This is a genomic window from Jujubicoccus corallicola (genome assembly GCF_047345645.1).
Classification (GTDB): Bacteria; Pseudomonadota; Alphaproteobacteria; order Rhodobacterales; family Rhodobacteraceae; genus JBLEFH01.
Genome location: NZ_JBLEFH010000003.1, coordinates 163,840 through 188,232, shown reverse-complemented (window position 1 = coordinate 188,232; position 24,393 = coordinate 163,840). Strand labels below are relative to the sequence as shown.

The following is a 24,393-nucleotide window of genomic DNA, read 5'->3' as shown; positions in this document are numbered from 1 at the left end:
GGCTAAAATTACCCCTTATTGGCGCGCCGATGTTCCTTGCTTCTGGCGTCGATCTGGTCGTCGCGCAGTGCTGTGCCGGGGTGATCGGGACATTTCCCGCGCTGAACGCGCGCCCCGCCGAGCAACTCGATGTGTGGCTCTCGGAGATCGAGACACGTCTGCGCAGCCACCAAAACGAGACCGGACACCGCGCCGCGCCCTACGGCGTGAACCTGATCGTCAACGACTATAATGAGCGGCTGACTGAGGATCTTGAGACGATTGTGCGTCATAAAGTGCCCCTTGTGATCACCTCTCTATCTGCGCCGGACAAGGTGGTTGAAGCGGTGCATGGATATGGCGGCATCGTCTTCCATGATGTGATCAAAGCGCGCCATGCGCGGCGGGCGGCGAAGGCCGGCGTCGATGGCTTGATCCTCGTCTGTGCGGGGGCGGGCGGACATGCCGGCACACTCAGCCCATTTGCGCTGGTGGAGGAGGTGCGCGCGTTTTGGGATGGTCCGCTCGCGCTATCTGGGGCGATCGCCAACGGACGCTCGATCCTCGCAACGAAAGCGCTCGGATGCGATTTTGCCTATGCGGGCACTGTGTTTATCCCGACAATCGAGGCCATCGCGCCTGAAGCTCATAAGCAGATGATCGTCGAGGCGGCGTCAGACGAGATCCTTTACACGCCGATGTTCTCAGGCACCCATGGCAACTATCTTGTGCCGAGTATTGAGGCCGCTGGTGTCGACCTTGAAGAAGCCCGACATGCGAGCCCCCGCCGGATGGGGTCGAAGACCGACCCGGATCGACCCAAAGCCTGGTCTCAGGTCTGGAGTGCTGGTCAGGCTGTCAGCCAGTCTCGTGCTCTGGAGCCGGCCGCTGACGTTGTGGCACGGCTTGAACGTGAATATCGCGAAGCGCACGCGGCGATCTGCGGTGAAACCGATTTCGGGAGACAGATATGACACTCGCAGAGCTTCTTGGCGAATTTGCTGCAGCCTCCCCTGTCACGGACGAGCGGATGAAGCGTTTTGTGCGCTTTTCGCTGTTCGACTGGGCAACGGTCGGTCTTGCTGGCGTTGATGAATCCGTCGCCCGCGCGGCGCGTTCGGTCGCCTTGGACACGGCCCCTGCAAAGAGCGGCGCGACGCTCTTTGGCGGTGGCGCTGCCAGCCCGGCGGCCGCAGCTCTCGCAAACGGTGCAACCAGTCATGCATTGGACTACGACGATACGCATTTCGGCCATATCGGACACCCAAGCGTCGCCGTCATCCCTGCCGCTTTGGCTTTGGCCGAGACAAGGGGCATAGGGGGCGAGCGGTTCCTGCAGGCACTGGCGGTCGGTCTGGAAACAGCCTGCCGCGTGGGTGCCTGGCTCGGACGACCGCATTATGAGGCAGGGTTTCACCAAACGGGCACATCGGGCGCATTTGGTGCCGCGGCGGCCGCCGGACGGATACTCGGGCTGGGTCCGAGCCAAATGGCGCAGGCGTTGAGCCTCACTGCAACACGCGCCGCCGGACTGAAAAGCCAATTCGGCACGATGGGAAAGCCGCTCAATGCGGGCTTTGCCGCCGAAGTGGGCGTAACCTGCGCGTTGCTTGCGGAAGCCGGTGTGGTCTCGACCCCCGACGCGATTGAGGGCGCGCAAGGCCTAGGGCCGACACATGCAGGGATCGCAGAGTCGTCGGCGATTGCAGGGCTTGGCGAGACGTGGGTTTTTCCAAATATCTCGTATAAATTTCATGCCTGTTGCCACGGATTACACGCCATGCTGGAAGCGCTTCGGAAAGTGAAAGCGGATGGGCTCGACACGAGTGCAGTGGATGCGGTCGAAATCCGCGCGCACCCGCGCTGGCTATCCGTATGTAATCAACTGGAACCGGTGACAGGACTGCAAGCCAAGTTCAGCTACCGCCTAACTGCCGCAATGAGTATAGCGGGCCTCGATACTGCGGCACTGGATGTCTACAGCGACGAAACATGCGCGCGCCCTGATCTGATCACGTTGCGGGATCGCGTGTCCGTCCTGCCCGATGAGACCGTTCAAGACACGGCCTCCCAAATCCGGGTTGCGGCGGCTGGTCAGGTGCTGGAAGCTAGCTATGATGTTCTGACCGATAGCGATCCGGACATGATTGAGACACGCTTGCGCGAAAAATCGGCAACGCTCCTGGGCGGAAATGCCAGCTCGGCGCTTTGGAGAGATATCGGTAATCTGGACCAACAAGGCGGGCTTTCAAAACTGGTCGCCATCATTGGTGCGGACGTTGCGCCAGTGCGATGACGGCTGCGGGCTGACCCAGTCCGAAGCGCGAAAATTTTCTGGAGATGCCAAGACTATTTGACCAGACTAACCGTCCGCGGGACCACGAATTCTAGAGATGTTCCGAAGTGGCGGAGAGGGTGGGATTCGAACCCACGGTCCGCTTGCACGGACAACGGTTTTCGAGACCGCCACAATCGACCACTCTGTCACCTCTCCGCAGAGGCTCGTTCGAGCCGTGGTCAACGGTGCGCGGAACCTATGGGGCGGCGCGGTCTTGTGCAAGAGGAAATTTCGCCATTATTCAGGGAAAATCTGCGGCCCCGGAAAAGGGGCGAAAATGTGCAGGCTCGCTTGACAATCCGGTGCGATTCTCACATAAGCGGGCTTCATCCCCGCATTGCGGGGTATTTTCGTTGGGTGATGCGGAACGGATCACCTGAAATCTCGCCGCAAGGCGCGCTGTCCACCGGCACCAAACGCTGATCATTGGATCAGGGCCGCAGAGACGCGGAAGTTGAAAAGGATAAGACGATGTTCGCAGTCGTAAAGACAGGCGGCAAACAATATAAAGTTGCCAAAGACGACGTGCTCAAGGTTGAGCGGATCAATGCTGACGCGGGTGAAACCGTGCAGTTCAACGACATTCTGATGCTCGGCGGTGACAAGGTGACCGTGGGCGCGCCGCTGATCGATGGCGCTGCTGTTCAGGCGGAAATCATCGACCACATTCGCGGCGAGAAGGTGATCTCCTTCGTCAAGCGTCGCCGCAAGCACAGCTCGAAGCGTCGCCGTGGACACCGCCAGCACCTTTCGGTCGTGCGCATCACCGACATTCTCGCCTCGGGCGGGGACAAGTCGGGTGTGAAAGCCGCAATCGGCGGTCTCGGTGAAGCGGTTGCTGAGGAAGTGACCGGCAAGAAACCGGCGAAAAAGGCTGAGAAAAAAGCGGCGCCGAAGGCTGAGAAAAAGGCCGAGCCGAAGAAAGCAGCGCCGAAAAAGGCCGCGAAGAAAGACGACGCCAAGGCGGATGACGCTCCGGCAGCGGCGGGCACCAAGCCCGGCAACCTGCTGAGCAAGCCGGAAGGCGACAAGGACGATCTGAAAAAGATCTCCGGCGTCGGCCCGAAGCTTGAAGAGCTGCTGAACGAAAACGGCGTGTTCCATTTCTGGCAGATTGCCGCTTGGAAGAAAGCCGAGATTGAATATATGGATGATCAACTGTCGTTCTCGGGCCGCATCGAGCGCGACGACTGGATCAAGCAGGCGAAAGATCTCGCCGCTGAAGCGAAGTAAGGAGAGGCTGATATGGCTCATAAAAAAGCAGGCGGTTCATCCCGTAACGGCCGCGACTCCGCAGGTCGCCGCCTCGGCATCAAGAAATTCGGTGGCGAAGCTGTCATTCCGGGCAACATCATTGCGCGTCAGCGCGGCAACAAATGGTGGCCGGGTGTGGGCGTTGGCCAGGGCAAGGATCACACCATCTTTGCTAAAGTCGAAGGCAATGTGACTTTCCACAAGGGTCTCAAGGGGCGCACGTTCATTTCCGTGACCCCAATCGCCGACGCTGCAGAATAAGCGCGGACACCGAAGAGAAATCAAAGGGACCGGCCGCGCGCCGGTCCTTTTTGTTTTTGGACCCATGGTCTGAAGGGAGGAGGGGCTATGACCCCTGAATTGACAACCGATCGCCTGACGCTCCGTGCGCCGCGCATGTCCGATAGCGGGCTGCTGGCGCATTATGCGAGCGACAAGCAGGTGGCATGGAACACGACCTCGATCCCGCATCCCTATCCCAAGGGCGCGGCAGAGGCGTTTTTGACCCGCAAGGCGGCTGCGGTCGATTGGGTGATTGATGGCACGATCTCGGAACTCGATGAGTTTCTCGGGCTGATCACGCTGGCGGGCAAAGGCGATGAGACTGCCGAGATCGGCTATTTCATCGCGCCGATTTTCTGGGGCACCGGGATTGCCAGCGAAGCGGTGCAGCGCGTGGTCGATCATGCGCGCAAGGCCGGGATCAAACGGCTGGTCGCCTCGGTCTTTCAAGACAATCCCGCATCTGCCAAGGTGTTGAGTAAAGCCGGTTTTGCCTATACCGGCGATGATGAAGCCTTTTCCGTGGCGCGCGGCGCCATGGTCCCCCGCTGGCGCTATGCGCTGGATTTGAACGCCTGAGCCGACGCGGCCAGAGGAGGTTACCATGAAATTTCTCGATCTGGCACGGGTCACCATTCGCTCCGGCTCTGGCGGCAATGGGGCGGTCAGTTTCCGGCGCGAGAAATATATCGAATATGGCGGGCCGGATGGCGGCAATGGCGGCAAGGGCGGGGATGTCTGGGCCGAAGCGGTCGAGGGGCTGAACACGCTGATCGACTTCCGCTATCAGCAGCATTTCTTCGCCAAGAACGGCAAGGGCGGCGCGGGCCGTCAGATGACCGGCGCGGGCGGCGACGACATTGTGCTGCGTGTGCCGGTCGGGACCGAAATTCTGGCCGAGGATCAGGAGACGGTGATCGCCGATCTCGATGAGGTCGGCCAGCGCGTGTTGCTCGCCGAGGGCGGTAATGGCGGGTTTGGCAATCTGCATTTCAAAAGCTCGACCAATCAGGCGCCGCGCCGCGCCAATCCGGGGTTGCCGGGGGTGGAGCGCGAGATCTGGCTGCGGCTGAAACTCATTGCCGATGCGGGGCTGGTTGGTCTGCCGAATGCGGGCAAATCGACCTTTCTGGCGGCAACGTCGAACGCGCGGCCCAAGATCGCAGACTATCCCTTTACCACGATCCACCCCAATCTCGGCGTCATCGGCGTCGATGGTGCGGAATTCGTGATGGCCGATATTCCGGGCCTGATCGAAGGCGCGCATGAGGGCAAGGGGATCGGCGATCGGTTCCTTGGCCATGTCGAGCGCTGTTCGGTGCTGCTTCATCTGGTCGATGGCACCGCCGAGGATATCGCGGCGGATTTTGAGGTCGTGGACACGGAGCTTCGCGAATATGGCGGCGGTCTGGCCGAAAAGCCGCGCATTTATGCGGTCAACAAGGTTGATGCCTTGGATGAGGACGAACGCGCCGCGGCGGCGGAAGCGCTTGAGGCAGCGTGCGGCGCCAAGCCTTACATGCTCTCCGGCGCGACCGGTGAGGGGGTGACCGAGGTGCTGCGTGCGCTTCGCGAAGTGATCCTTCGGGATGTGAAAGCGGCCCGCGAGGAGCGCGAAGAGGCGGAGAAAACCCCTTGGAGACCCTGAGCCAGGACCGTTTGTCGCGCGCCAGCCGAGTCGTCATCAAGATCGGCTCCGCGCTTCTGGTCGGCCCGGACGGGCTGCGCCGGGACTGGCTCGCCGGGCTTGTCGAGGATGTGGCGATGCTCCGGGCCGAGGGCAAACAGGTGATTTTGGTCTCCTCCGGCTCCATCGCTTTGGGTCGGCGCGAAATGGGCCTGCCCGCCGGGGATTTGCAACTCGAAGCGGCGCAAGCGGCGGCGGCGGTCGGGCAGATCCATCTCGCCCAAGCCTATACGGACCGGCTCGCGACCCATGCCCTCAAGGCCGCGCAGATCCTTGTGACGCTGGAAGACAGCCGCATCCGCTCGCGCTATCTGAACTCCCGCTCGACCCTCGCGGCGCTGCTCGATCATGGCATCGTGCCGATTGTGAACGAAAATGACACGGTGGCGACGGACGAGATCCGGTTCGGCGACAATGACCGGCTCGCGGCGCAGATTGCGCTGACGGCAAGCGCGGATTGCCTGTTTTTGCTCTCGGATGTGGACGGGCTCTACACGGCCGATCCGCGTCACGATCCGAGCGCCAAGCATATCCCGACGATCACCGAGATCACGCCGGAGATCGACGCGCTGGCTGGTGAGGCCGGGCCGGGCGCGAAGGGCGGGATGAAAACCAAGCTCATGGCCGCGCGGATCGCGATGCAGGCCGGGGCCGCGATGGCGATCATGAAGGGCGAGGTGATGCGCCCGATTTCCGCCTTGCGGGACGGCGCGCGGGCGAGCTGGTTTGTTGGGCATGAGACGCCGAAATCGGCGCGTAAGAACTGGATCGCGGGGATGAAACCCCATGGCAAGATCACGATTGATGAGGGCGCGGCGCGGGCGCTGGAAGCGGGGCGCTCGCTGCTCGCGGCGGGGGTCAGCGATGTGGCTGGGCAGTTTTCGCGCGGCGATTGCGTTGAGGTGATCCATGCCGGGCGGGTGCTGGGGCATGGGCTGACCTCCTATGATGCGGCGCAGGCCCGCGCGATTGCGGGGCGGCAAAGCGCTGATATTGCAGTCATTTTGGGCGGGCCAGCGCGCGGTGCGCTGATCCACCGCGACAATCTTGTGCTCTGAGGGGGCTTTATGGACGTTCAAACCACGATTTCCGACCTGGTTTCCGAGGCCCGCAGCGCCAGTCGCGCGCTGGCGCAGGCGAGCGCCGAGCGCAAACATGCCGCGCTGATCGCCGCCGCCGATGCGGTTTGGGCCGAGCGGGCGACGATCATCGCCGCCAATGAAAACGACATGGAATACGGTCGCGAGAAGGGGCTCAGCGATGCGATGCTCGACCGGCTGATGCTTGATGAGGACCGCATTCGCGGCATCGTTGATGGGCTGCGCGCCGTAGCCGAGCAAGCCGATCCGGTGGGCGAGGTGATCGAGCGTTGGACACGGCCGAACGGGCTGGAGATCGAGAAACGCCGCACGCCGATTGGGGTGATCGGCGTGATCTATGAGAGCCGCCCGAATGTGACCGCCGATGCGGCGGCGCTGTGCCTCAAATCCGGCAATGCGGTGATTTTGCGCGGCGGGTCGGACAGTCTCAATTCCTCCCGCGCGATTCATGAATGTATGGTTACTGGCCTGCGTGCCGCGTCGCTGCCCGAAGCGGCGATCCAGATCGTCCCGACGCGCGACCGCGCCGCCGTGGGTCAGATGCTGCAAGCCGTTGGTGGGATTGACGTGATCGTGCCGCGCGGCGGGCGCGGGCTGGTCGAGCGGGTGCAGTCCGAGGCGCGGGTGCCGGTGTTCTCGCATCTCGACGGGATTAACCACCTTTTCATCCATGAAAGCGCCGACCCGGAGAAGGCCGAGGCGGTTCTGGTCAATTCAAAGACCCGCCGCACGGGGGTCTGCGGGGCGACGGAATGTCTGCTGATGGACCGGCGCGCCTTCTCGACCCTTGGCGCGCGGCTGGTCGAGGCGCTTCGCGCGAAGGGCACGGAGATCCGCGGCGATGAGGCGTTTCAGGCGCTGGACGGCGTGATACCTGCGGGCGAGGAGGATTTCGGGAAGGAATTTCTCGATAATATCATCGCCGCCAAAGTGGTTGACGGGGTGGAGGACGCGATGGCGCATATCGCGGCGCATGGCTCGGGTCACACCGAGGGGATCATCGCCGAAGACGCGGCGGTGCTGGCGCAATTCGCCGCCGAGGTGGATTCCGCGATTGTGGTGCAAAACGCCTCGACGCAATTTGCCGATGGGGGCGAGTTCGGCATGGGTGCGGAGATCGGGATCGCGACCGGCAAGATGCATGCGCGCGGTCCGGTCGGCGCGCGCGAGTTGACCAGTTTCAAATATGTCGTGACCGGGCAGGGCACGACGCGGCCCTGATCCGAAAGCGAAAAGGCACCCGGTGGGGTGCCTTTTTTAACTTCCCCAGTAACGCTTGGGGCCGCTGTCGATATGGATGAAGTTCGACCGCGTATAGGTGCCGACGCCGCCCGCCTGAAGGCTGCTCGCCGCGCTGACCATGTGCCGCACCGAGCGCGAGCGCATGGTGAGATCCGCCGCCATGCCGCGCGTGTGGTAGGAGTTCTGCGCGACACCGTCGATCCGGCTGTCGAGCATGTTGTTGGTCTGCACCGAGCGGAAACCGGAGACGAGGTTCATCGGTTCCTGCGTGTTCAGAAGCTGGTGGGTGATCGAGATGATGTCGAAGCTGCGACGGTCATGCCGGGCGATGAGATTTTGCCGCCAGTCGCGGAAAAAATAGTGAATTTCATTGAGCGCGGGCTCGATATATTGCCCCTCCACCCAATAATGCGTGTTGAGCGCCTCGCCGGTGCGCGCATTGGTCATGCGAAGCTGGCGGAATTGCCCGGCACCGCGCAAAAGGCCGGGCGCGTTCGCGTAAACGGGCGCTGCGACGGTAAATGCCGCCATTGCGCCCAAAACCCCCCGGCGGGTCATGGTCTGATTGGTCATACTGCTGCCTCAGTTTTGTGTTTCGAGCCGTCTTGACGCGGCATTGAACATATTTTTGTGAGTGAATGATGCCACAGGGTTCTTCAATCGCCAAGTTGCAGTTTTGCCGCGCTTTTCTGGACTTGACCTTGGCACGGGGAAATTGCCGAAAAATGAACCGGAGACCAGAATCTGTGTGAGTCCCGTGCTGGAATGCAACAAATCGCTGCGATTCACTCGATTTTGTCCACATCATCTTTACGAAACGCGACATATTGTTCAGATAACGGTAAGGATTTCGCTTCGTCAGATGCCGAGAAAGGACGTGAAAATGTCATTCCGCACAACGCTGATCGCCGCCGCTTTGAGCAGTGCCGCCGCGACGGTTTCGCCGGGCTTCGCGCAGCAGAGTGACACGCCTGTTGCCGCTGCGCCACAGCCGCAACCGATGCAGGTCACACAGCAGGGCTATGATCTCTATCAGCAAATTCTGACGCAGAATTTGACCGGTTCGGGGATCGACAGTTTTTATCGCAGCCGGAAATATGAGCCGTTCTGGTTCAAATCGGGCTTCTTCGGGAGCGATCTCGCGGCGCTGCAAACGGCGGTCGATGCGATGGGTGTGGCGCCGAAACATGGCATTCCGTCCTTTAGCAGCAAGATGAAGGTGCTGGCGCAGCAGGCGCAGGGTGCTGAGGACAGCCAGAGCCGCGCGGCGGTGGATCTGGAAATTACCAAGACCTTTCTGGAGTTCGGCAATGCGATCAGCGCGGGTGTGATCGAGCCGCGCTCGGCGTCGAGCGAGATCAATGTGACGCGGCCCTTCAAGCCAGCGGCGAAGATTTTGGAGGCTTACGCTAAAGCGCCGCGTGCGGATTTCTTCGACCGTCTCGCGCCGCAAACGCCGGAATATCAGCGACTTCTGAAAGAGCGCGCCCGTCTGGGCGGCGGTGCGGCGGAAACGCCGGGGCCTGTGGTGCCTGCGGGTCTGCGTCCCGGCATGAGCGGCCCGGCGGTGCAGGTGCTGCGGGACAAGCTGACCGCGCTCGGGTTTGCGGGCGGGCAGGGGGAAAGCTTCGATGCGGGGCTGGTCGCGGTGCTCAAACAGTTCCAAACCAGCAAGGGCCTCGGCGCGGATGGCATCCCCGGACCCGCGACCTTGCGCGCGCTCAATGGCGGCGCGGCGGGCAATGACAGTGCGCAGATGCGCAAGATCCTCGTCAATCTGGAGCGTCAACGCTGGCTGAATTTCGACCGGGGCGCGCGCCATATTATGGTGAACCTGCCCGATTTCACGGTGCAGGTCGTCGATAATGGCCGTCCGGTCTTCTCGACCCGTTCGGTGATCGGCAAGAGCCAGGAATTCCAGACGCCGGAATTCTCGGACCAGATGACCCATATGGTCGTGAACCCGACCTGGCATGTGCCGCGCTCCATCGCGGGCAAGGAATATCTGCCGATCTTGCAATCTGATCGCGGGGCGCTGAAGTCGCGCAATATGCGGCTGGTGAACAGCGCCGGGAATGAGGTGGACCCTTACGGTGTTGATTTCTCGCAATATAACGCGAGCAATTTCCCCTATATGATCAAGCAGGACCCCGATCCAGGCAATGCGCTTGGCCGCGTGAAATTCATGTTCCCAAACAAATGGAACATCTATCTGCATGACACCCCGTCGAAAGGGCTCTTTAACGAATCCGTCCGCGCGTTCAGCCATGGTTGTGTGCGGCTCGGCGATCCGTTCGATTTTGCCTATACGCTGCTGGCGCGGCAATCGTCCAACCCGCAGGGGCAGTTCAAGAGCTGGCTCGACACGGGCAATGAGAAATATGTGAATTTGCAAGAGCCGGTGCCGGTGCATATCACTTATCTGACCGCATGGCCGCAGGCCGATGGCTCCATTCGCTACCTGAATGACATTTACGGGCGCGACGCGCAGGTTTACCGTGCCTTGGTCAATGCAGGAGCGCCCCAAAGCTGATGGGGCTTTGAGGAGGTCACATGCCGACGGTCGCCGAGATTGCCAAAGCCCTCGGGGCGGAATTTGCCGGGGATGGCGACGTCCTTGTGTCGCGTCCGGCGGAGCCGTCGGGCGCTGCTGCGGATGAGTTGGCGCTGGCGATGGACAAGCGCTTTGCCGCGCAGCTTTCGGAAGGCAGCGCGCGCGCGGCGCTGCTCTGGCCCGAGGCGGATTGGCAGGCGCTTGGCCTCGATGCGGCGATTTTCGCGCCGCGCGCGCGGCTTGCGCTGGCCGGGGTGGGCGAGATTTTCGCTGCGCCGCTGGCGATCCCCAAGGGCATCCATCCGAGCGCGGTGATTGATGAGACCGCAACCATTGGCGAGAATTGTGACATTGGCCCCTTCACCGTCGTCGGGCCGGGCGCGCAGATCGGCGCGGGCAGCCGGATTGCGTCCCATGGCGCGATTGGTGCGGGCGCGGTGCTTGGGGACGGCGCGCTGCTGCATCCGCATGTGACCATCGGCGCGCATGTCACCATCGGCGCGCGGTTCATCGCAGGCGCGGGCGCGGTGATTGGCGGTGACGGCTTTGCCTTTGTGACTGCCGAGCCGGGCGCGGTGGAGGAAGCGAAAGCGACCGGGCAACTCAGCCTTGGCCGGGACAGCCATCACCGCCGGATCAATTCGCTCGGGACGGTGGTGATTGGGGATGACGTGGAGGTTGGCTGTAACACCACGATTGATCGCGGCACCATTGCGGAGACGCGGATCGGGTCCGGCACCAAAATCGACAATCAGGTCCAGATTGGTCACAACGTCAAAATGGGCCGCGATTGCCTTATGGCGGGCCAGTCGGGCGTTGCGGGCAGCACCGAAATTGGCGATCGGGTGGTGATTGGCGGGGCGACCGCCGTGGCCGATCATCTGCGCGTCGGCAATGATGTGGTGATCGCGGGCGGCTCTGGTGTCAATTCGCATGTCGCGGGCGGCAAGGTCATGATGGGCAACCCGGCGGTCGAGATGCAGCAGAATATTGAGATTTATAAGGCGCTGCGCCGTTTGCCACGTCTGATGACGCAACTGCGCCGCAGCGAAAAACCGGTTTCCAAAGACGGGCCGGCCCGCTAAACATTCCGTGAAAGTAGGAGAAGTCCATGAGCGTGAGTGTCAAAGACAAGGTCGTCGAAATTATTGCCGAGCAGGCGGTGATGGATCCGTCCGAGGTCGAAATGAGCGCAACGCTTGAGGATCTGGGGATCGACAGTATGGGGCTGGTCGAGGCCGTGTTCGCGATCGAGGAGGCCTTTGACATCTCGGTGCCCTTCAACGCCAATGACCCGGCGGACTCCGAATTTGACATCACCAATGTAGCCTCGATGGTGGGCGCGGTCGAAGGCATCGTCGCCAAGAAAAACGCCTGATGCGCAGGGTTGCCATTACCGGAATGGGCGCGCTGAGCGCGCTTGGCACCTCTGCGGCCAAGACGCTGGAGGGGATGCGCGAAGGGCGGCTCGGGATCGGGCCGCTGGAGTTTCGCGATGTGGACCGGCTCTCGATCCAGATCGGTGGGCAGATCAAGGATTTCGACGAAACCGCGCTGTTTTCCCGGCAGGAACTGACGCTTTACGACCGGTTCACACAATTCGCGCTGCTCGCGGCGGATGAAGCGGTGGAGTCGGCGGGGCTGGAATTGAGCGAGGAAGACTCGCTGCGCGCCGGCGTGGTGCTTGGCACATCCGGCGGCGGGCTTCAGACGCAGGACGACAATTACCGCGCGGTTTATGAGGAGGGGAAGAACCGGGTTCACCCCTTCGTCGTGCCGCGTTTGATGAACAATGCCGCCGCCAGCCACGTGTCGATGCGGCACAAGCTGATGGGGCCGGGCTTCACGGTCGCGACGGCCTGCGCCTCGTCGAACCACGCCATGGGCCATGCGTTCAACATGATCCGCTCCGGCATGGCCGATGTGATGCTGACCGGCGGGTCGGAATCGATGCTGTGTTTCGGCGGGATCAAAGCGTGGGAAGGTCTGCGTGTGATGAGCCGCGACGGCTGCCGCCCCTTCTCCAAGACCCGCAACGGCATGGTGCAGGGCGAGGGCGCGGCGGTGTTCGTCTTCGAGGATTACGAGCGGGCCAAAGCGCGCGGCGCGGAGATCTTGGCCGAAGTCGTCGGGTTCGCGATGACCTCGGACGCTTCGGATATCGTGATGCCGTCCCTGCAAGGGCCCGTGCGCGCGATGCAGGGCGCACTTAAAGATTCCGGGCTAAACCCCGAAGATATCGGCTATATCAATGCGCATGGCACGGGGACGGCGGCGAATGACCGGCTCGAATGTCAGGCGGTGCGTGAGGTTTACGGCGCGGCGGCGGATGATCTGCGGATGTCGTCGACCAAGTCCATGCATGGCCATCTGATTGGCGGCACGGGCGCGGTGGAACTGCTCTCCTGCATCATGGCGCTGCGGGACGGGGTGATCGCGCCGACGATTTCCTACGAGGAATTTGATCCGGCCTGCGATCTCAATATCGTACCGAATGAGGCGCAGGAGGCGAAGGTCTCTGCGGTGATGAGCAACGCCTTCGCCTTTGGCGGGCTCAATGCGGTTCTGGCGCTGAAAAAGGCGTAAGCGTCTTATCAAGCGCGCATGAAAAAAGCCCCGCCTAAGCGGGGCTTTTTGTTGCCTTGTGAGCGGGTTACTCGCTCGAGGTCATGCTGTCATAAGCGGCGGTGAAGCCAGCCAGCGACATGTCGAGGTCGATCGCTTGCTGCGGTGCGGCCACCGCGCGCAGGCCGACATTGGCGACATTGCCGCGCTTGAACGCGGTCACAGCGTTGCCCGGAAGGCCGATCTGCGCGATGCAGCCATCGCGGTTGCAGTAGGAATAGGGGTAGCGCTGCGTCTGGCTCGAGTCGATTTGCAGGCTCAGGCCCTCGGTCAGCAGCGTGCCGAGCGGGGTCATGATCACGAGGCCCGCATCGGCTTCGCCGTCTTCCTGAAGCGGGCGGATCGAAACCTCAACCACCGGGTTGCCATTTTCATCTTCCAGAACCTGATTCATGACGCAGGTCTGGGTGCCTTCGATGCACTGGACTTCCCAATCATCAAAGGTCTCGCGGGTCACTTGCGGCGCGCTTTCGGCGGCTTCGCCTTCGGCAGTCTCACCGGTGTCAGCATCGCTCTCGGCGCTGTCACCCTCGGTGGAGGTGTCTGCCTCGTCGGTTGCCTCAGCGGCGCTGTCATCTGCGGCAGCGTCCGCTTCTGCGCCAGCTTCGGCCTCATCACCGCTTTCGGCGGCGGAATCGTCGCCTTCCGCATCGGTGCTTTCAGCCGCATCGGCATCGGTTTCGGCGCTGACATCTGCCTCAGCGTCTGCATCAGTTTCAGCCGCTTCACCCTCGCCAGCGGCTTCCTCTACAGCCTCTTGCGCAGTCTGCTCGGCGTCATTGACCATCTCTTCAGCGTTCTCGGCCGCTTCATTCGCGGCGTCTTCGACAGCGTTCTGCGCCTCGTCGGCTGCATTCGACATATCCTCGGCTGCGGCATTCGCAGCGTCATTGAACTGGTTCGAGTCATCCTGCGCCACGGCGATCCCGTAGATCGCGGTGCCAGCCAGAAGTGAAGCAACGGTGACGGCTTGGGTCAGTTTCATCTGTCTTCCTGTCTCTTTTTCTGCGGGTTATGTCCGCTCGTCGATTAGACGTGTCACCGGGATGGCAGAGTGTCAAGCAATCCGTCATGACGAATGAGCGAGACAAAGAAAAAAGGCCGCGCATGAAAGCGCGACCGAGTTCAGGGAGGACATCCGGGAAAGACCCATGACCCGGATAACTCTATTATGGCGGCAACTGGTTAATGTTGTATTGTCTGCGACGACTTTAGGACCAGTAAGCGCGGAGCGATGTGATGACGAGTTCGATTTTTGTAGGTGGCGGCGGCAAGGATTATGCGGAGGCGCAGAGCCTCGCGCTCAAGCTGGCGAACCGGCATGGCATGATCGCTGGCGCCACAGGGACCGGGAAAACCGTGACGCTTCAGATCCTTGCGGAAGGGTTTTCGGCGGCGGGCGTGCCGGTCTTCGCGCCGGATATCAAGGGCGATCTGTCGGGGCTGGCCAAGGCAGGCTCGCCGGACTCGAAGCTGCATGAGCCGTTTATGAAACGCGCCAACCAAATCGGGTTCAGCGATTTCGGTTATGAGGATTTCCCGGTCACCTTCTGGGATGTGTTTGGCGAAGCGGGCCATCCGGTGCGTGCGACGATCTCGGATCTCGGCCCGCTGCTGATCTCGCGGCTGCTCGATCTCACCGAGGTGCAGGAGGGGATCATCAACATCGCGTTTCGTCTCTCCGATGAGCAGGGGCTGGCGTTGCTGGATCTGAAGGATCTGCGCCAGATGCTGATCTGGATTGGCGAGAATGCGGGGGAGCTGACGCTGAAATATGGCAATATCTCGGCGGCCTCCGTGGGCGCGATCCAGCGGCGGTTGCTGGTGATCGAGAACCAAGGGGCGGGGGCGTTTTTCGGGGAGCCGTCGCTGAAACTCTCCGATCTCATGCAAACCACACCGAACGGGCGCGGGCGGATCAACATTCTCCACGCCGAGAGCCTGATGGAGAGCCCGCGTCTTTATGCGACGGTGCTGCTCTGGCTCATGTCGGAACTGTTCGAGAGCCTGCCCGAAGTGGGCGACCCGGAAAAGCCGAAATTCGTCCTCTTTTTCGACGAGGCGCATCTGATCTTCGACGACGCGCCGAAAGCGTTGATCGACAAGGTGGAGCAGGTGGCACGGCTTATTCGTTCCAAGGGTGTGGGCGTGTATTTCATCTCGCAGAACCCGGACGATGTGCCGGAGGATATTCTGGCGCAGCTTGGCAACCGGGTGCAGCACGCGCTCCGCGCCTACACGCCGCGCGAGCAGAAAGCGCTGAAAGCCGCGGCCGAGAGTTTTCGCGAGAACCCGGATTTCGACAGCGCCGAGGTGATCGGCCAGCTTGGGGTCGGCGAGGCGCTGGTCTCGACGCTGGCGAATAAAGGCGTGCCCTCGGTGGTGCAGCGGACATTGATCCGCCCCCCATCCTCGCAGCTCGGGCCGATCACGGCAGAGGAGCGGAAAGCGTTCATCGCCAATTCGCCGATGTTCGGGGCTTATGAGGAGCCGCTGGACCGCGAATCTGCCTATGAAATTCTGACGGCTCGTGCCGATGAGGCCGCCAAAGAGGCGGCGGAGGCGGAAGCGGCGGAGGAGAAGGCCGAAGAGTTCAAGCGCGCGCGGCGCTATCAGATCGACTGGGACATGCCCGCCGCCGAAAAGCCGAAATCGCGGAGCCGCAGGAGCGACACGGCGACCGAAGCTTTTGCAAAAAGCATGATGCGCTCTTTGGGCACGAAAACCGGCACGGCGATTGTGCGCGGCGTGATGGGGAGCCTGTTCAAGGGGCGCTGACGCCCCTTATTGCCGCCCGATCAGCGGACGCAGCCGCAGCTTGGTGATGCGGTTTTGCTCGCGCGACAGCACCTCGAAGCGGAAGCCGTGGAAGGAGAAGACCTGCCCGGCGGTTGGAATGCTCTGCGCCTCATGGATCACGAGGCCCGCGATGGTGTTGGCTTCCTCATCGGGCAGCGACCAGTCGCAGGCGCGGTTGAGGTCGCGGATCGTCACCGCGCCTTCGACGATGACGGAGCCGTCCGGACGCTGCTCAATCCCGTCATGCTCGTCCGTGTCATGCTCATCCGCGATCTCGCCGACGATTTCCTCGATAATATCCTCAAGAGTGATTAGCCCGCGCAGCGAGCCATATTCATCGACCACCAGCGCGAAGTGCGTGCGGCGGCGCAGAAACTCACGCATCTGGTCATCAAGCGTCGTGGTTTCCGGTATGAAATAGGGCTTCATCGCCACATCGGTGATGCGGAAATTCTTGATCGCTTCCAGACCTTCGGCGCCGCGCCGCAATTCATCAAGTTTACGTAGCATGTCCTTGGCATGAAGCACGCCGACGATATTTTCCTGCTCCTCGCGATAGACGGGGATGCGCGTGTGCGGCGAAGACAGCGCCTGCGTGATCTGCTCCTCGGTGTCGGCATCCGCGTCGATCATCTCGATATTCGAGCGGTGGAGCATGATCTCATCGACGGTCCGGTCCTTGAGATCAAGCGCCCCGAGCAGACGGTCACGGTCATCCTTTTCCACGGCCCCTTCGGAGTGGTGCAGCGCAATCGCGCCCGCGATTTCTTCCTGCGCGGCATAAAGATTGACCTCGGGGTCGGTCTCCACGCCAAAGGTGCGCAGAACCCGGCGCACGATGAAGCTGACGAGGGACACGATGGGGGAGAGCACCCGCACGATGATACTGATTGGGCGGGCAACAAACTGCGCCGCTTTCTCCGAATTGGTGATCGCGTAGGTTTTCGGCATCACCTCGGCGAAGATGAGGACTAGGGCTGTCATCACCAGCGTCGCGATGGCCACGCCGCTGTCCCCGAACAGCCGGGTGAAGAGCGCGGTTGTCAGCGAGGTCGCGAGAATATTGACGAGGTTGTTGCCCAGAAGGATGCCGCCGATCAGCCGCTCATTATCCTCGGTCAGATCGAGCGCGATTTTCGCCCCGCGATTGCCTTTGTCGGCGAGCGTGTGCAGCTTGCCGCGGCTCGATGCGGTGAGCGCGGTCTCCGATCCCGAGAAAAATGCAGAGCAAACGAGGAGCAAGACAATCGCTCCGGTTGTGATGATCAGTGCCCAGTCAAATACCTGCCCGGCGTCCATTATCCATTCTCCTTTAAACGCAACCGGATGTAAGGCAAGCATGGGGGTGCTTCAAGAAAATCTGCCCATATCACAGCATCGTGGGGCGTTTTCTTTAAGGTTTTATGAAGGGTCTCGTCGCAAGATGAAGCTCGGCGTCGCAAAAGCGCTTGCAAAAGCGGCAGGCGCTCCGCTATGAAGCCGCCCATGCCCCTATAGCTCAGCTGGTAGAGCAACTGATTTGTAATCAGTGGGTCCGCGGTTCGAGTCCGTGTGGGGGCACCAGTTAAAGCGGCGCGGCCTTGGTGGGGCCGCGCCGTTTTTTCTTAGATGAAGAGGAAATCGTCGGCGCTGAGACCTGTGGCGTCGCAGTCGAGCAGGCGGATTTCGAGGGTGCCGGTGGAGACGCAGGCGGTGGAGCCGCGTTGCGTGATGCTGAGATCGGTGAAGTCGCCCACGGAGGAAAGCGCAATCAGATCGGTGCCTTGTTCGTGGATGTTGAAGTCGCGGATGACGGCGGTTCCGGATTTTGAACCGTCCAGAACAAACACGTCGCTGCCGACGCCGCCGGTGAGCGTGTCGCCTGCGCCGCCGATCAGCACGTCATCGCCTTCCGCCCCGTAGAGGCGATCTGCGCCTGAGGAGCCGGTCAGCACATCGTCGCCTTCGCCGCCATGGAGGAGGCCCGATCTGGTCGCGGTGAGGGTGTCATCGCCTTCGCGTCCGAAGAGGGTGCGGCCCATGAGATCGTCCGCGCCCGCGCTGCCTTCAGTGGCTGCGCTGTAGGCGACATCTTCGTCGCCCCATTCGAACATCGACCAGCTTTCATCCTCCAGCCGGTTCGATTTGATGGAATAGGGTGTATTGACCAGATTCGCGCCAAATAAGGTGAAGCCTTCAAATTCAACCGCTTCGATGTTCTCCGCTTCGGTCAGCATGTCGTCTGAGGCAAAAAAGAGCGTGCCGTCTGCCATGTGGTAAACTTCGTAATCCGAGGCATCGCCCGCGAGGCGCAGCGTGTCGGTGCCTTCCGCGCCATCGACCCGGTTCGCGCCTTCCGCGACATGGATCAGGTCATTCCCGGCGGCGGCGTCGATATAGTCGTCGCCCGTGCCAGCGCGCAGTTTGTCGCCATAGGCCGAGCCGATGAGGAAGGCCGGATCGCCGAAGTGATCGCCGGTTGAAACCTTCTTGTCCTCAACCCAGGTCGTTCCGCGCAGATCCGCGCCGAGATTGGCGACGACAACAACCGAATCCTGCTCTGTATAGTCATAAAACGCGGAGTCGAGCGTGCGGGCGATAGCGTCCGTTAAGAGCCCGTCCACATGCGCATACCAGCTCACCGGATTGGCGAGCGAAAAGACGGGGATCGGCCAGAGCGGACTGGCGTAAGCGCCGTCAAACAGGATGAAATTGTCGGTGGAACTGCCGAGATCGTAGTCGGGCGGGGTGAGGGTGAGGCCGCCCGCTTCGAGCGCTTCGGCGAAGGTGTCTTTGTCGCCCGCGAGGCGATGCACCACGTCATTTTCATAGCCGATATTCACGATGCCCGGATCGTCGTGGATCACGGGCGCGGCGTGGCCGACATAGTATGAGTCCGCGAAAAACCCACCCGCCAGCGCGTGTTTATTCTCATGCATGATGTTGGTGTAGCCGCCGCCGAGCGAGTAGCCGGTGATGATCGCGTCCGCGCCGGTCAGCCCGTTCGCGGTGGCATAGTTGGCGAGGGCCGAGGCGTAGATCTCGAAATTTGGCCAGATCGTGCCCTCAACCAATTGCAGAAAATCGAGAATATCGGCGAGGCCGTTGGTGCCCGCGAAACTCAGCGAGACTTTTGTGAGATTTCCCGCTTCGTCAAATTGGCCAAGAATCTTGGCTTCCGCGCCGCCGGGCAGATTGCCGGAGACCGGTCCTTCGATGGCGTAATTGCCACCGCTGTTCAGGACACTGTCGGGCAGGCCAAGCTCATCCGGTGTCAGTTCGCGCCAACCATCCGAGAGGCTGACCGAATTGCTATCCGGCATGACCAACCCGTCCGGCAGCGCGCCGAGAACCGTGTCGAGAATGCCGTTGGTTCCCGAAATGCCGAGCGCGCCGCTGGTGGATGAATAGACGGCGAGATCGTGCGATGTTTTGATGAGATCATCCAGCGTCTCCTTGTCGAGATCGCGATAACCGAAAAGACCCATGGTGTTTCCTCCTTATTTTATTGTGTGGAAAGCTTGCCATGGTCGGTGGGCCATTCGCCGCGAACCCTGCGTCAGAAAATCGCATAACGCCGCGTCAGCGCGAAGGCGGACCAAATGGATTTGGGATGAAAAAAAAGATTGCCCGTCGGGGTGGGTGAGCGGGTGAGCTCCCGACGGGCAACCTTACATGAGCTTCTTGGTGAGAGAAGCGTTCGAGGGCGTGGGTTGGTGGGTAAGGCCCTCGTGAGCCCTGTTTTCCGTCCAAATGGTTAACGATCAGTTAACGTAAACGGAAGAAAGCTGTTAACGGCGCAATTTTTCACAAAATCTCTCAATGCGCTTGCAGGCCTCTTCGAGCTTATCCATTGAAGTTGCGTAGGAAAAACGGAAGTTGGGGGAGAGGCCGAAGGCGGATCCAAACACCGTTGCGACACCTTCCTCTTCGAGAAGCGCCATACAGAAATCCTCATCGCTGCGAATCTCGCGGCCTCCTGCGCTCATCGTCCCGATGCAGTCACGAATCGAGGGGAAGGCGTAAAACGCGCCTTGGGGAAAGGGGCAAGTGACGCCTTTGCAGGCGTTGAGGCGGCCGACGACAAAGTCGCGGCGCTCGCGGAAGCTGCCCCTCCATGCCTCCAGAAAGTCTTGCGGGCCTTCCAGCGCGGCCAAAGCGGCGGCCTGGCTGACCGAGGAGGCGCAGGAGGTGGATTGCGACTGGATGACATGCATGCCCTGAATCAGCCATTCAGGACCGATGCCGTAACCGATTCGCCAGCCGGTCATCGCATAGGCTTTTGACACACCGTCCATGGTGAGAATCCGGTCTTTCAGATCCGGCGCGGCGGTGATCATGGTGGCGAAGGTGAAGCCGTCAAAGGTGATTTCGCGGTAAATATCGTCGCAGAGGATCATCACCTGCGGGTGGCGGCGCAGCACCTCGGCCAGCGCGTCGAGTTGGGCCGCGGTGTAGGCCGCGCCTGATGGATTGCCCGGTGAATTGAGCAGAAGCCATCTGGTTTTGGGCGTGATCGCGCGCTCCAATGCCTCGGGCGTGAGCAGATACCCCTCTTCCGGTTTGGTCTCGATGATGACCGGGGCGCCGCCGCACAGACGGGTCATATCGGGGTAGGAGACCCAGTAGGGTGCGGGAATAACGACTTCGTCGCCAGGGTTCACACTGGCCATCAGAGCGTTGAAAAGAACATGCTTTCCGCCCGCAGAGACGATGATTTCCCGCGCGCTCGCCTCATGTCCGGTCTGCTCCGCGAAGTGCCGACTGATGGCGTCTTTCAACTCCGGCGTGCCGCCCGGCGGGGTGTAGCGCGTCTGCCCGTTTTCGATCGCATCGAACGCAGCGCGGCGAATATGTTCGGGTGTATCGAAATCCGGCTCCCCCGCCGACAGCGATATAATGTCGCGGCCCGCGCGCTGCATTTCGCCCGCCAAGGTCGTCATAGCGATAGTAGGCGAGGGTTTTATGGCGTTCAGCCGGTCGGCAAGAGTCTGCATGGGGGGCCTTTCGGAAGCGTAAAGCGGTAGACGGGCGTTTGAAGGATGATATGTTGATTTTATGAGAGATTGGAACGATCGGCGCAAACGGATCTTCATGCGTGCCTCACATCGCGGCATGAAGGAAATGGATATCTTGCTCGGACGCTATGCGCAGGACGCGCTCAGCGATCTGGACGAGAGCCAGCTTGATGCGCTCGAAACGCTCATGGATGAGTCCGATCAGGACCTCTTCCTTTGGGTGACAGGGCAGCGCGCCGCGCCTCCGGTTCACATGGGCGCGCTGGAACACATCAGGAACCACCACGGAATAAAAAGCGAGTCGAGTTAACGTCTTTTTGGCGAATTTGCGCAAAATTCCCCGTCAATCAGAGTAGATTCGGAGTAGGTCATGGATATTGAAGCAACGAACAAAGTCGAAACATCTGAGACCCGCTCGGATCTCGTCGCCTATCTCGACACGCTCGGGCTGGTTGAACGTCTGCACCGGCTCTTGCTCGACGTAATCAAGGATGAGTTTGAACGGCTGGGTCTGATCGACATCAACGCCGTACAAGCGCTGCTGATTTTCAATATTGGTGAGAATGAGGTGACGGCGGGCGAGCTCAAGAGCCGCGGCTATTATCAGGGCTCCAACGTCTCCTATAACCTCAAGAAGCTGGTGGATCTGGGCTATATGCATCATCAACGCTGCGCCGCGGACAAACGCTCCGTGCGCGTGAGCCTGACAGATCGCGGCCAAGCGGTGCATGAGGTCGTGCGCAAACTCTTCGACCGCCATGCCGGAACGCTGACCTCGCCGGAGCTGCTCGGCGATGGCGCGCTGGAGAGCCTCAACATCGCCCTGCGCAAGCTGGAGCGGTTCTGGGCTGACGAAATTCGCTATATTTACTAAGGGTTTCGGAAAGTTTGACGCAGCGCGCGTCAATTTCCCCGCTGGCCTTTACCCCTCGGCTCAGATAGGCCATATTGGCTATCGGATACCAGCCGTAAGAGCCAGTGAGACCAGTGAATTATTCAGACGCACTCGATCGCGCCATTGACGCCCTTCACGATGAGGGGCGTTACCGGGTTTTCCACGACATTTATCGCAAGGGCGGTCAGTTCCCCCATGCGATTTTGCGTCGTCCCGATGGCAGCGAGCAGGACATAACCGTCTGGTGCGGCAATGATTATCTCGGCATGGGCCAGCATCCCGATGTGCTGAAAGCCATGCATGAGGCGATTGACCATGTGGGCGCTGGTTCTGGTGGCACACGCAACATCTCCGGCACGACGGTCTATCACCGCGCGCTTGAGGACGAGATTGCGGATCTGCACCAGAAGGAAGCGGCGCTGCTTTTCACGTCGGCCTACAACGCCAATGACGCGACGCTCTCGACCCTCGCGCGGCTTTTCCCGGATCTGGTGATGATCTCCGACAGCCTGAATCACGCCTCGATGATTGAGGGAATCCGGCGCGGCCGCATGGAGAAACATCTGTGGAAACACAGCGATCTCGGGCATTTGCGCGAAATTCTTGAAGCGATTGAGCCGGGGCGTCCGATCGTGATCGCCTTCGAATCCGTCTATTCGATGGATGGGGATTTCGGCCCGATCAAAGAGGTCTGCGATCTGGCCGACGAGTTCGGCGCGCTCACCTATCTCGACGAAGTGCACGCCGTGGGGATGTATGGCCCGCGCGGTGGCGGTGTCGCGGAAGAGCAGGGGCTGCTCGACCGGATCGACATTATTAACGGTACGCTCGGCAAAGCATTTGGCGTCCATGGCGGCTATATCGCGGCGAGCGCGAAAATGGTGGACGCGATCCGCAGCTATGCGCCGGGCTTCATCTTTACCACCTCGCTGCCGCCTGCGGTCGCTGCGGGGGCTACCGCCTCGATTCGTTACTTGAAAACCGCGCCAGAGCTGCGCGCGCTGCATCAGGAGCGGGCGGAACTGCTGAAAACGCGCTTCCGGATGCTCGGCCTGCCGCTGATCGACAGCCCGAGCCACATTGTGCCCGTTCTCGTGGGCAACCCGGTGAAGTGTAAATTTATCTCCGACACGCTGCTGCATGATCACGGCATTTACGTGCAGCCCATTAACTATCCGACCGTGCCGAAAGGGACTGAGCGCTTGCGCTTCACCCCCTCTCCGGTCCATGGTCCGAAGGAGTTTGACGCGCTCATCAAGGGCATGGATCAGCTCTGGTCGCACTGCGCTTTGGCACGTGTCGAGATGGCCGGATAAGCGACTCCGCCGCAACGTTTCAAATATTTCACGGCAAATTCAGCCCGTTCATATTTGATTCATGATATTATTATGAAATGAAAAAAATCGATGCGCAGTCGATTCGGTTGCGTGCGAAAACAGGTGGAGCAAGTCGGGCAGAAGTCCGGCATCAGGCAGAATGGACACAACGTTGTCTTACGATGAGATCCTTCTAGGCGACCTCTTGCGAGGAGAACGCGCGACGCTCGGCAAGTCGCTGCTCGATGTTGAGCGCGAATTGCGGATCAAAGCGCGCTATCTGGCTGCTATCGAAGACTGCGATCCCTCCATTATCGACAATAAATCCTTTGTTTCCGGCTATGTGCGGAGCTACGCGCGGTATCTGGGGCTCGACCCCGAGGCGATGCTCGACAAATTCCGGCGCGAGTCCGGCTTTAAGCTCGAAAGCTACACCAAACCGTCCGATTTTCGCCGCTCCGCCGATGCGAGTTACGATTATGTCCGCAAATCGCGATGGTATGAGAGCATTTCGTTTTCTTCCGTGGCGTCGACGGCAGTGCTGCTCGCCCTGATTTGCGGGCTTCTCTACAGTGGCTGGCTGTTCTTGCAGAATATTCAGCGGGTGAATTTCGCGCCGTCCGAGCAGACGCCCGAGGTGACGGCAGAGCTTTCCGCGCCGGATGTGACCTCGCCCGAGGCGGAAGACGAGTTGAAGCTGTCCTCGCTGGAGCGCCTTTATAAGCCGCAGGAATTGAAGGTTCCGCAGCTCGCGCCGCGTGATGGCCGCATTGCTTCGCTGGACCCGCAGGAAAGCGGCTATTTCCGCACGGTGGCGCAGACGGAAACGCCGGTTGAGGTGACGCCTGCTGTTGCGACCGTCAACCCGACGCCAATTGTCACCGAAGATATCACGCCGCCGAATGTGCAGATCGTGGCAATTCGCCCGGCCTGGGTACGTGTCTATCTGCCGGATGGATCTGTTCTGCTTGAGAAAATTCTCGAAGTCGGCGAGCGCTATTCCGTACCGCTCGATGTCGAAAACCCGCTGCTCCGCGCGGGCAATTCCGGCTCCGTTTACCTTGTGATCGAAGAAGTGGCTTACGGCCCTGCGGGGCGCGGCACCGGTGTTGCCAAGCAAATTTCGCTCCTTCCCGATGATGTGGTGGAGCGTTTCGAGGCCGCCGAAGGGGTGCTGGAGGATCTGCCGCAACCCGAAGGACCGGGTCTTCCCTCCGGCGATGCCGGAACCAAAGTCGCGCAAGATTGACCGATTAACGTTAATCGCTTCCATGCGGTGATGGGTGACACCACGCCCCGTCCATCCTATATAGCTTTCGAAGTTC

The 24,393-nt window shown here is 60.9% G+C and carries 22 protein-coding genes and 2 tRNA genes; 18 read left to right on the top strand and 6 right to left on the bottom strand.

The window, feature by feature from the left end; all coding sequences use genetic code 11:
* The first annotated feature begins 29 nt into the window (after window positions 1-29).
* The gene (locus ACMA5I_RS06095; RefSeq protein ID WP_525885348.1) at window positions 30-953 is read left to right on the top strand and encodes an NAD(P)H-dependent flavin oxidoreductase; all 924 of its coding nucleotides are present in this window, start codon (window positions 30-32) and stop codon (window positions 951-953) included.
* Complete coding sequence (locus ACMA5I_RS06090; RefSeq protein WP_525885347.1) at window positions 950-2,275, top strand: MmgE/PrpD family protein; 1,326 nt, start codon at window positions 950-952, stop codon at window positions 2,273-2,275. Before ACMA5I_RS06095 ends, ACMA5I_RS06090 begins: the two co-directional genes overlap by 4 nt.
* A gap of 108 nt (window positions 2,276-2,383) precedes the next feature.
* Here ACMA5I_RS06090 and ACMA5I_RS06085 read toward each other — a convergent pair.
* Window positions 2,384-2,473 (bottom strand) — tRNA-Ser (locus tag ACMA5I_RS06085).
* Window positions 2,474-2,788: 315 nt separating this feature from the next.
* Here ACMA5I_RS06085 and ACMA5I_RS06080 point away from each other — a divergent pair.
* From ACMA5I_RS06080 to ACMA5I_RS06055, 6 genes are all read left to right on the top strand, one after another.
* Window positions 2,789-3,550 (top strand): 50S ribosomal protein L21, encoded by a 762-nt coding sequence (locus ACMA5I_RS06080; RefSeq protein ID WP_525885346.1) that lies wholly within the window; start codon window positions 2,789-2,791, stop codon window positions 3,548-3,550.
* Window positions 3,551-3,562: 12 nt separating this feature from the next.
* Entirely contained in the window at window positions 3,563-3,832 is a 270-nt protein-coding gene (gene rpmA / locus ACMA5I_RS06075) for a 50S ribosomal protein L27 (RefSeq protein ID WP_525885345.1), read from the top strand.
* A gap of 87 nt (window positions 3,833-3,919) precedes the next feature.
* A complete protein-coding gene (locus ACMA5I_RS06070) occupies window positions 3,920-4,432 on the top strand; it encodes a GNAT family N-acetyltransferase (RefSeq protein WP_525885344.1) in 513 nt (170 codons plus the stop codon).
* Between the two features lie 25 nt (window positions 4,433-4,457).
* Window positions 4,458-5,501 (top strand): GTPase ObgE, encoded by a 1,044-nt coding sequence (gene obgE / locus ACMA5I_RS06065; protein WP_525885343.1) that lies wholly within the window; start codon window positions 4,458-4,460, stop codon window positions 5,499-5,501.
* Window positions 5,489-6,598, top strand: coding sequence for a glutamate 5-kinase (gene proB / locus ACMA5I_RS06060; protein WP_525885342.1), 1,110 nt, complete (start codon window positions 5,489-5,491; stop codon window positions 6,596-6,598). Before obgE ends, proB begins: the two co-directional genes overlap by 13 nt.
* Before the next feature lie 9 nt (window positions 6,599-6,607).
* Window positions 6,608-7,861: a glutamate-5-semialdehyde dehydrogenase gene (locus ACMA5I_RS06055; RefSeq protein ID WP_525885341.1), complete on the top strand. Its 1,254-nt coding sequence runs from the start codon at window positions 6,608-6,610 to the stop codon at window positions 7,859-7,861.
* 36 nt (window positions 7,862-7,897) lie between these two features.
* Here the strand turns inward: ACMA5I_RS06055 and mepK are convergent, their stop codons facing one another.
* The gene (gene mepK, locus ACMA5I_RS06050) at window positions 7,898-8,455 is read right to left on the bottom strand and encodes a peptidoglycan L,D-endopeptidase MepK (protein ID WP_525885340.1); all 558 of its coding nucleotides are present in this window, start codon (window positions 8,453-8,455) and stop codon (window positions 7,898-7,900) included.
* 310 nt (window positions 8,456-8,765) lie between these two features.
* On the opposite strand from mepK, the gene ACMA5I_RS06045 reads away from it, so the two are divergent.
* From ACMA5I_RS06045 to ACMA5I_RS06030, 4 genes are read left to right on the top strand one after another with little or no spacing between them, the layout of a single operon-like run.
* The gene (locus ACMA5I_RS06045; RefSeq protein ID WP_525885339.1) at window positions 8,766-10,415 is read left to right on the top strand and encodes a L,D-transpeptidase family protein; all 1,650 of its coding nucleotides are present in this window, start codon (window positions 8,766-8,768) and stop codon (window positions 10,413-10,415) included.
* Between the two features lie 20 nt (window positions 10,416-10,435).
* Window positions 10,436-11,521 carry a UDP-3-O-(3-hydroxymyristoyl)glucosamine N-acyltransferase gene (gene lpxD, locus ACMA5I_RS06040; RefSeq protein WP_525885338.1) on the top strand — a complete coding sequence of 362 codons (1,086 nt, stop codon included), beginning with the start codon at window positions 10,436-10,438 and terminating at the stop codon, window positions 11,519-11,521.
* A 26-nt stretch (window positions 11,522-11,547) separates the two neighbouring features.
* Window positions 11,548-11,814 (top strand): acyl carrier protein, encoded by a 267-nt coding sequence (locus ACMA5I_RS06035; protein ID WP_525885337.1) that lies wholly within the window; start codon window positions 11,548-11,550, stop codon window positions 11,812-11,814.
* The gene (locus ACMA5I_RS06030) at window positions 11,814-13,022 is read left to right on the top strand and encodes a beta-ketoacyl-[acyl-carrier-protein] synthase family protein (RefSeq protein ID WP_525885336.1); all 1,209 of its coding nucleotides are present in this window, start codon (window positions 11,814-11,816) and stop codon (window positions 13,020-13,022) included. Before ACMA5I_RS06035 ends, ACMA5I_RS06030 begins: the two co-directional genes overlap by 1 nt.
* Window positions 13,023-13,089: 67 nt before the next feature.
* Here the strand turns inward: ACMA5I_RS06030 and ACMA5I_RS06025 are convergent, their stop codons facing one another.
* Window positions 13,090-14,046 (bottom strand): invasion associated locus B family protein, encoded by a 957-nt coding sequence (locus tag ACMA5I_RS06025; RefSeq protein WP_525885335.1) that lies wholly within the window; start codon window positions 14,044-14,046, stop codon window positions 13,090-13,092.
* A 254-nt stretch (window positions 14,047-14,300) separates the two neighbouring features.
* Here ACMA5I_RS06025 and ACMA5I_RS06020 point away from each other — a divergent pair, with 254 nt between their 5' ends.
* Complete coding sequence (locus ACMA5I_RS06020; protein ID WP_525885334.1) at window positions 14,301-15,839, top strand: helicase HerA-like domain-containing protein; 1,539 nt, start codon at window positions 14,301-14,303, stop codon at window positions 15,837-15,839.
* 6 nt (window positions 15,840-15,845) lie between these two features.
* Here the strand turns inward: ACMA5I_RS06020 and ACMA5I_RS06015 are convergent, their stop codons facing one another.
* A complete protein-coding gene (locus tag ACMA5I_RS06015; protein WP_525885333.1) occupies window positions 15,846-17,159 on the bottom strand; it encodes an HlyC/CorC family transporter in 1,314 nt (437 codons plus the stop codon).
* 188 nt (window positions 17,160-17,347) lie between these two features.
* Here ACMA5I_RS06015 and ACMA5I_RS06010 point away from each other — a divergent pair.
* Window positions 17,348-17,423 (top strand) — tRNA-Thr (locus tag ACMA5I_RS06010).
* 41 nt (window positions 17,424-17,464) lie between these two features.
* Here the strand turns inward: ACMA5I_RS06010 and ACMA5I_RS06005 are convergent.
* Window positions 17,465-19,327: a calcium-binding protein gene (locus tag ACMA5I_RS06005; protein WP_525885332.1), complete on the bottom strand. Its 1,863-nt coding sequence runs from the start codon at window positions 19,325-19,327 to the stop codon at window positions 17,465-17,467.
* 303 nt (window positions 19,328-19,630) lie between these two features.
* On the bottom strand, window positions 19,631-20,836 hold the full coding sequence (locus ACMA5I_RS06000; RefSeq protein WP_525885331.1) for a pyridoxal phosphate-dependent aminotransferase: 1,206 nt from the start codon (window positions 20,834-20,836) through the stop codon (window positions 19,631-19,633).
* Between the two features lie 61 nt (window positions 20,837-20,897).
* Between ACMA5I_RS06000 and ACMA5I_RS05995 the strand changes: the two genes are divergently transcribed.
* The 4 genes from ACMA5I_RS05995 (at window position 20,898) to ACMA5I_RS05980 (ending at window position 24,317) form a co-directional block, all read left to right on the top strand.
* Window positions 20,898-21,167 (top strand): FAD assembly factor SdhE, encoded by a 270-nt coding sequence (locus ACMA5I_RS05995; RefSeq protein ID WP_525885330.1) that lies wholly within the window; start codon window positions 20,898-20,900, stop codon window positions 21,165-21,167.
* A gap of 60 nt (window positions 21,168-21,227) precedes the next feature.
* Window positions 21,228-21,731 (top strand): MarR family winged helix-turn-helix transcriptional regulator, encoded by a 504-nt coding sequence (locus tag ACMA5I_RS05990; RefSeq protein WP_525885329.1) that lies wholly within the window; start codon window positions 21,228-21,230, stop codon window positions 21,729-21,731.
* A gap of 113 nt (window positions 21,732-21,844) precedes the next feature.
* Window positions 21,845-23,068: a 5-aminolevulinate synthase gene (gene hemA / locus ACMA5I_RS05985; protein WP_525885328.1), complete on the top strand. Its 1,224-nt coding sequence runs from the start codon at window positions 21,845-21,847 to the stop codon at window positions 23,066-23,068.
* 160 nt (window positions 23,069-23,228) lie between these two features.
* Window positions 23,229-24,317 (top strand): helix-turn-helix domain-containing protein, encoded by a 1,089-nt coding sequence (locus tag ACMA5I_RS05980; RefSeq protein ID WP_525885327.1) that lies wholly within the window; start codon window positions 23,229-23,231, stop codon window positions 24,315-24,317.
* The last annotated feature ends 76 nt before the right edge of the window (window positions 24,318-24,393 follow it).

What these genes read in the sequence shown, in the direction of transcription:
- ACMA5I_RS06045 (WP_525885339.1), top strand. Translation starts at nt 8,766, where the DNA reads ATGTCATTCCGCACAACGCTGATCGCCGCCGCTTTGAGCAGTGCCGCC.
- ACMA5I_RS06095 (WP_525885348.1), top strand. Translation starts at nt 30, where the DNA reads ATGTTCCTTGCTTCTGGCGTCGATCTGGTCGTCGCGCAGTGCTGTGCC.
- ACMA5I_RS06015 (WP_525885333.1), bottom strand. Translation starts at nt 17,159, where the DNA reads ATGGACGCCGGGCAGGTATTTGACTGGGCACTGATCATCACAACCGGA.
- ACMA5I_RS06020 (WP_525885334.1), top strand. Translation starts at nt 14,301, where the DNA reads ATGACGAGTTCGATTTTTGTAGGTGGCGGCGGCAAGGATTATGCGGAG.
- ACMA5I_RS06080 (WP_525885346.1), top strand. Translation starts at nt 2,789, where the DNA reads ATGTTCGCAGTCGTAAAGACAGGCGGCAAACAATATAAAGTTGCCAAA.
- ACMA5I_RS06090 (WP_525885347.1), top strand. Translation starts at nt 950, where the DNA reads ATGACACTCGCAGAGCTTCTTGGCGAATTTGCTGCAGCCTCCCCTGTC.
- ACMA5I_RS06030 (WP_525885336.1), top strand. Translation starts at nt 11,814, where the DNA reads ATGCGCAGGGTTGCCATTACCGGAATGGGCGCGCTGAGCGCGCTTGGC.
- ACMA5I_RS05980 (WP_525885327.1), top strand. Translation starts at nt 23,229, where the DNA reads ATGGACACAACGTTGTCTTACGATGAGATCCTTCTAGGCGACCTCTTG.
- mepK (WP_525885340.1), bottom strand. Translation starts at nt 8,455, where the DNA reads ATGACCAATCAGACCATGACCCGCCGGGGGGTTTTGGGCGCAATGGCG.
- ACMA5I_RS06025 (WP_525885335.1), bottom strand. Translation starts at nt 14,046, where the DNA reads ATGAAACTGACCCAAGCCGTCACCGTTGCTTCACTTCTGGCTGGCACC.
- obgE (WP_525885343.1), top strand. Translation starts at nt 4,458, where the DNA reads ATGAAATTTCTCGATCTGGCACGGGTCACCATTCGCTCCGGCTCTGGC.
- ACMA5I_RS05990 (WP_525885329.1), top strand. Translation starts at nt 21,228, where the DNA reads ATGGATATTGAAGCAACGAACAAAGTCGAAACATCTGAGACCCGCTCG.
- ACMA5I_RS06070 (WP_525885344.1), top strand. Translation starts at nt 3,920, where the DNA reads ATGACCCCTGAATTGACAACCGATCGCCTGACGCTCCGTGCGCCGCGC.
- ACMA5I_RS06035 (WP_525885337.1), top strand. Translation starts at nt 11,548, where the DNA reads ATGAGCGTGAGTGTCAAAGACAAGGTCGTCGAAATTATTGCCGAGCAG.
- lpxD (WP_525885338.1), top strand. Translation starts at nt 10,436, where the DNA reads ATGCCGACGGTCGCCGAGATTGCCAAAGCCCTCGGGGCGGAATTTGCC.
- ACMA5I_RS06000 (WP_525885331.1), bottom strand. Translation starts at nt 20,836, where the DNA reads ATGCAGACTCTTGCCGACCGGCTGAACGCCATAAAACCCTCGCCTACT.
- rpmA (WP_525885345.1), top strand. Translation starts at nt 3,563, where the DNA reads ATGGCTCATAAAAAAGCAGGCGGTTCATCCCGTAACGGCCGCGACTCC.
- ACMA5I_RS06005 (WP_525885332.1), bottom strand. Translation starts at nt 19,327, where the DNA reads ATGGGTCTTTTCGGTTATCGCGATCTCGACAAGGAGACGCTGGATGAT.
- ACMA5I_RS05995 (WP_525885330.1), top strand. Translation starts at nt 20,898, where the DNA reads ATGAGAGATTGGAACGATCGGCGCAAACGGATCTTCATGCGTGCCTCA.
- ACMA5I_RS06055 (WP_525885341.1), top strand. Translation starts at nt 6,608, where the DNA reads ATGGACGTTCAAACCACGATTTCCGACCTGGTTTCCGAGGCCCGCAGC.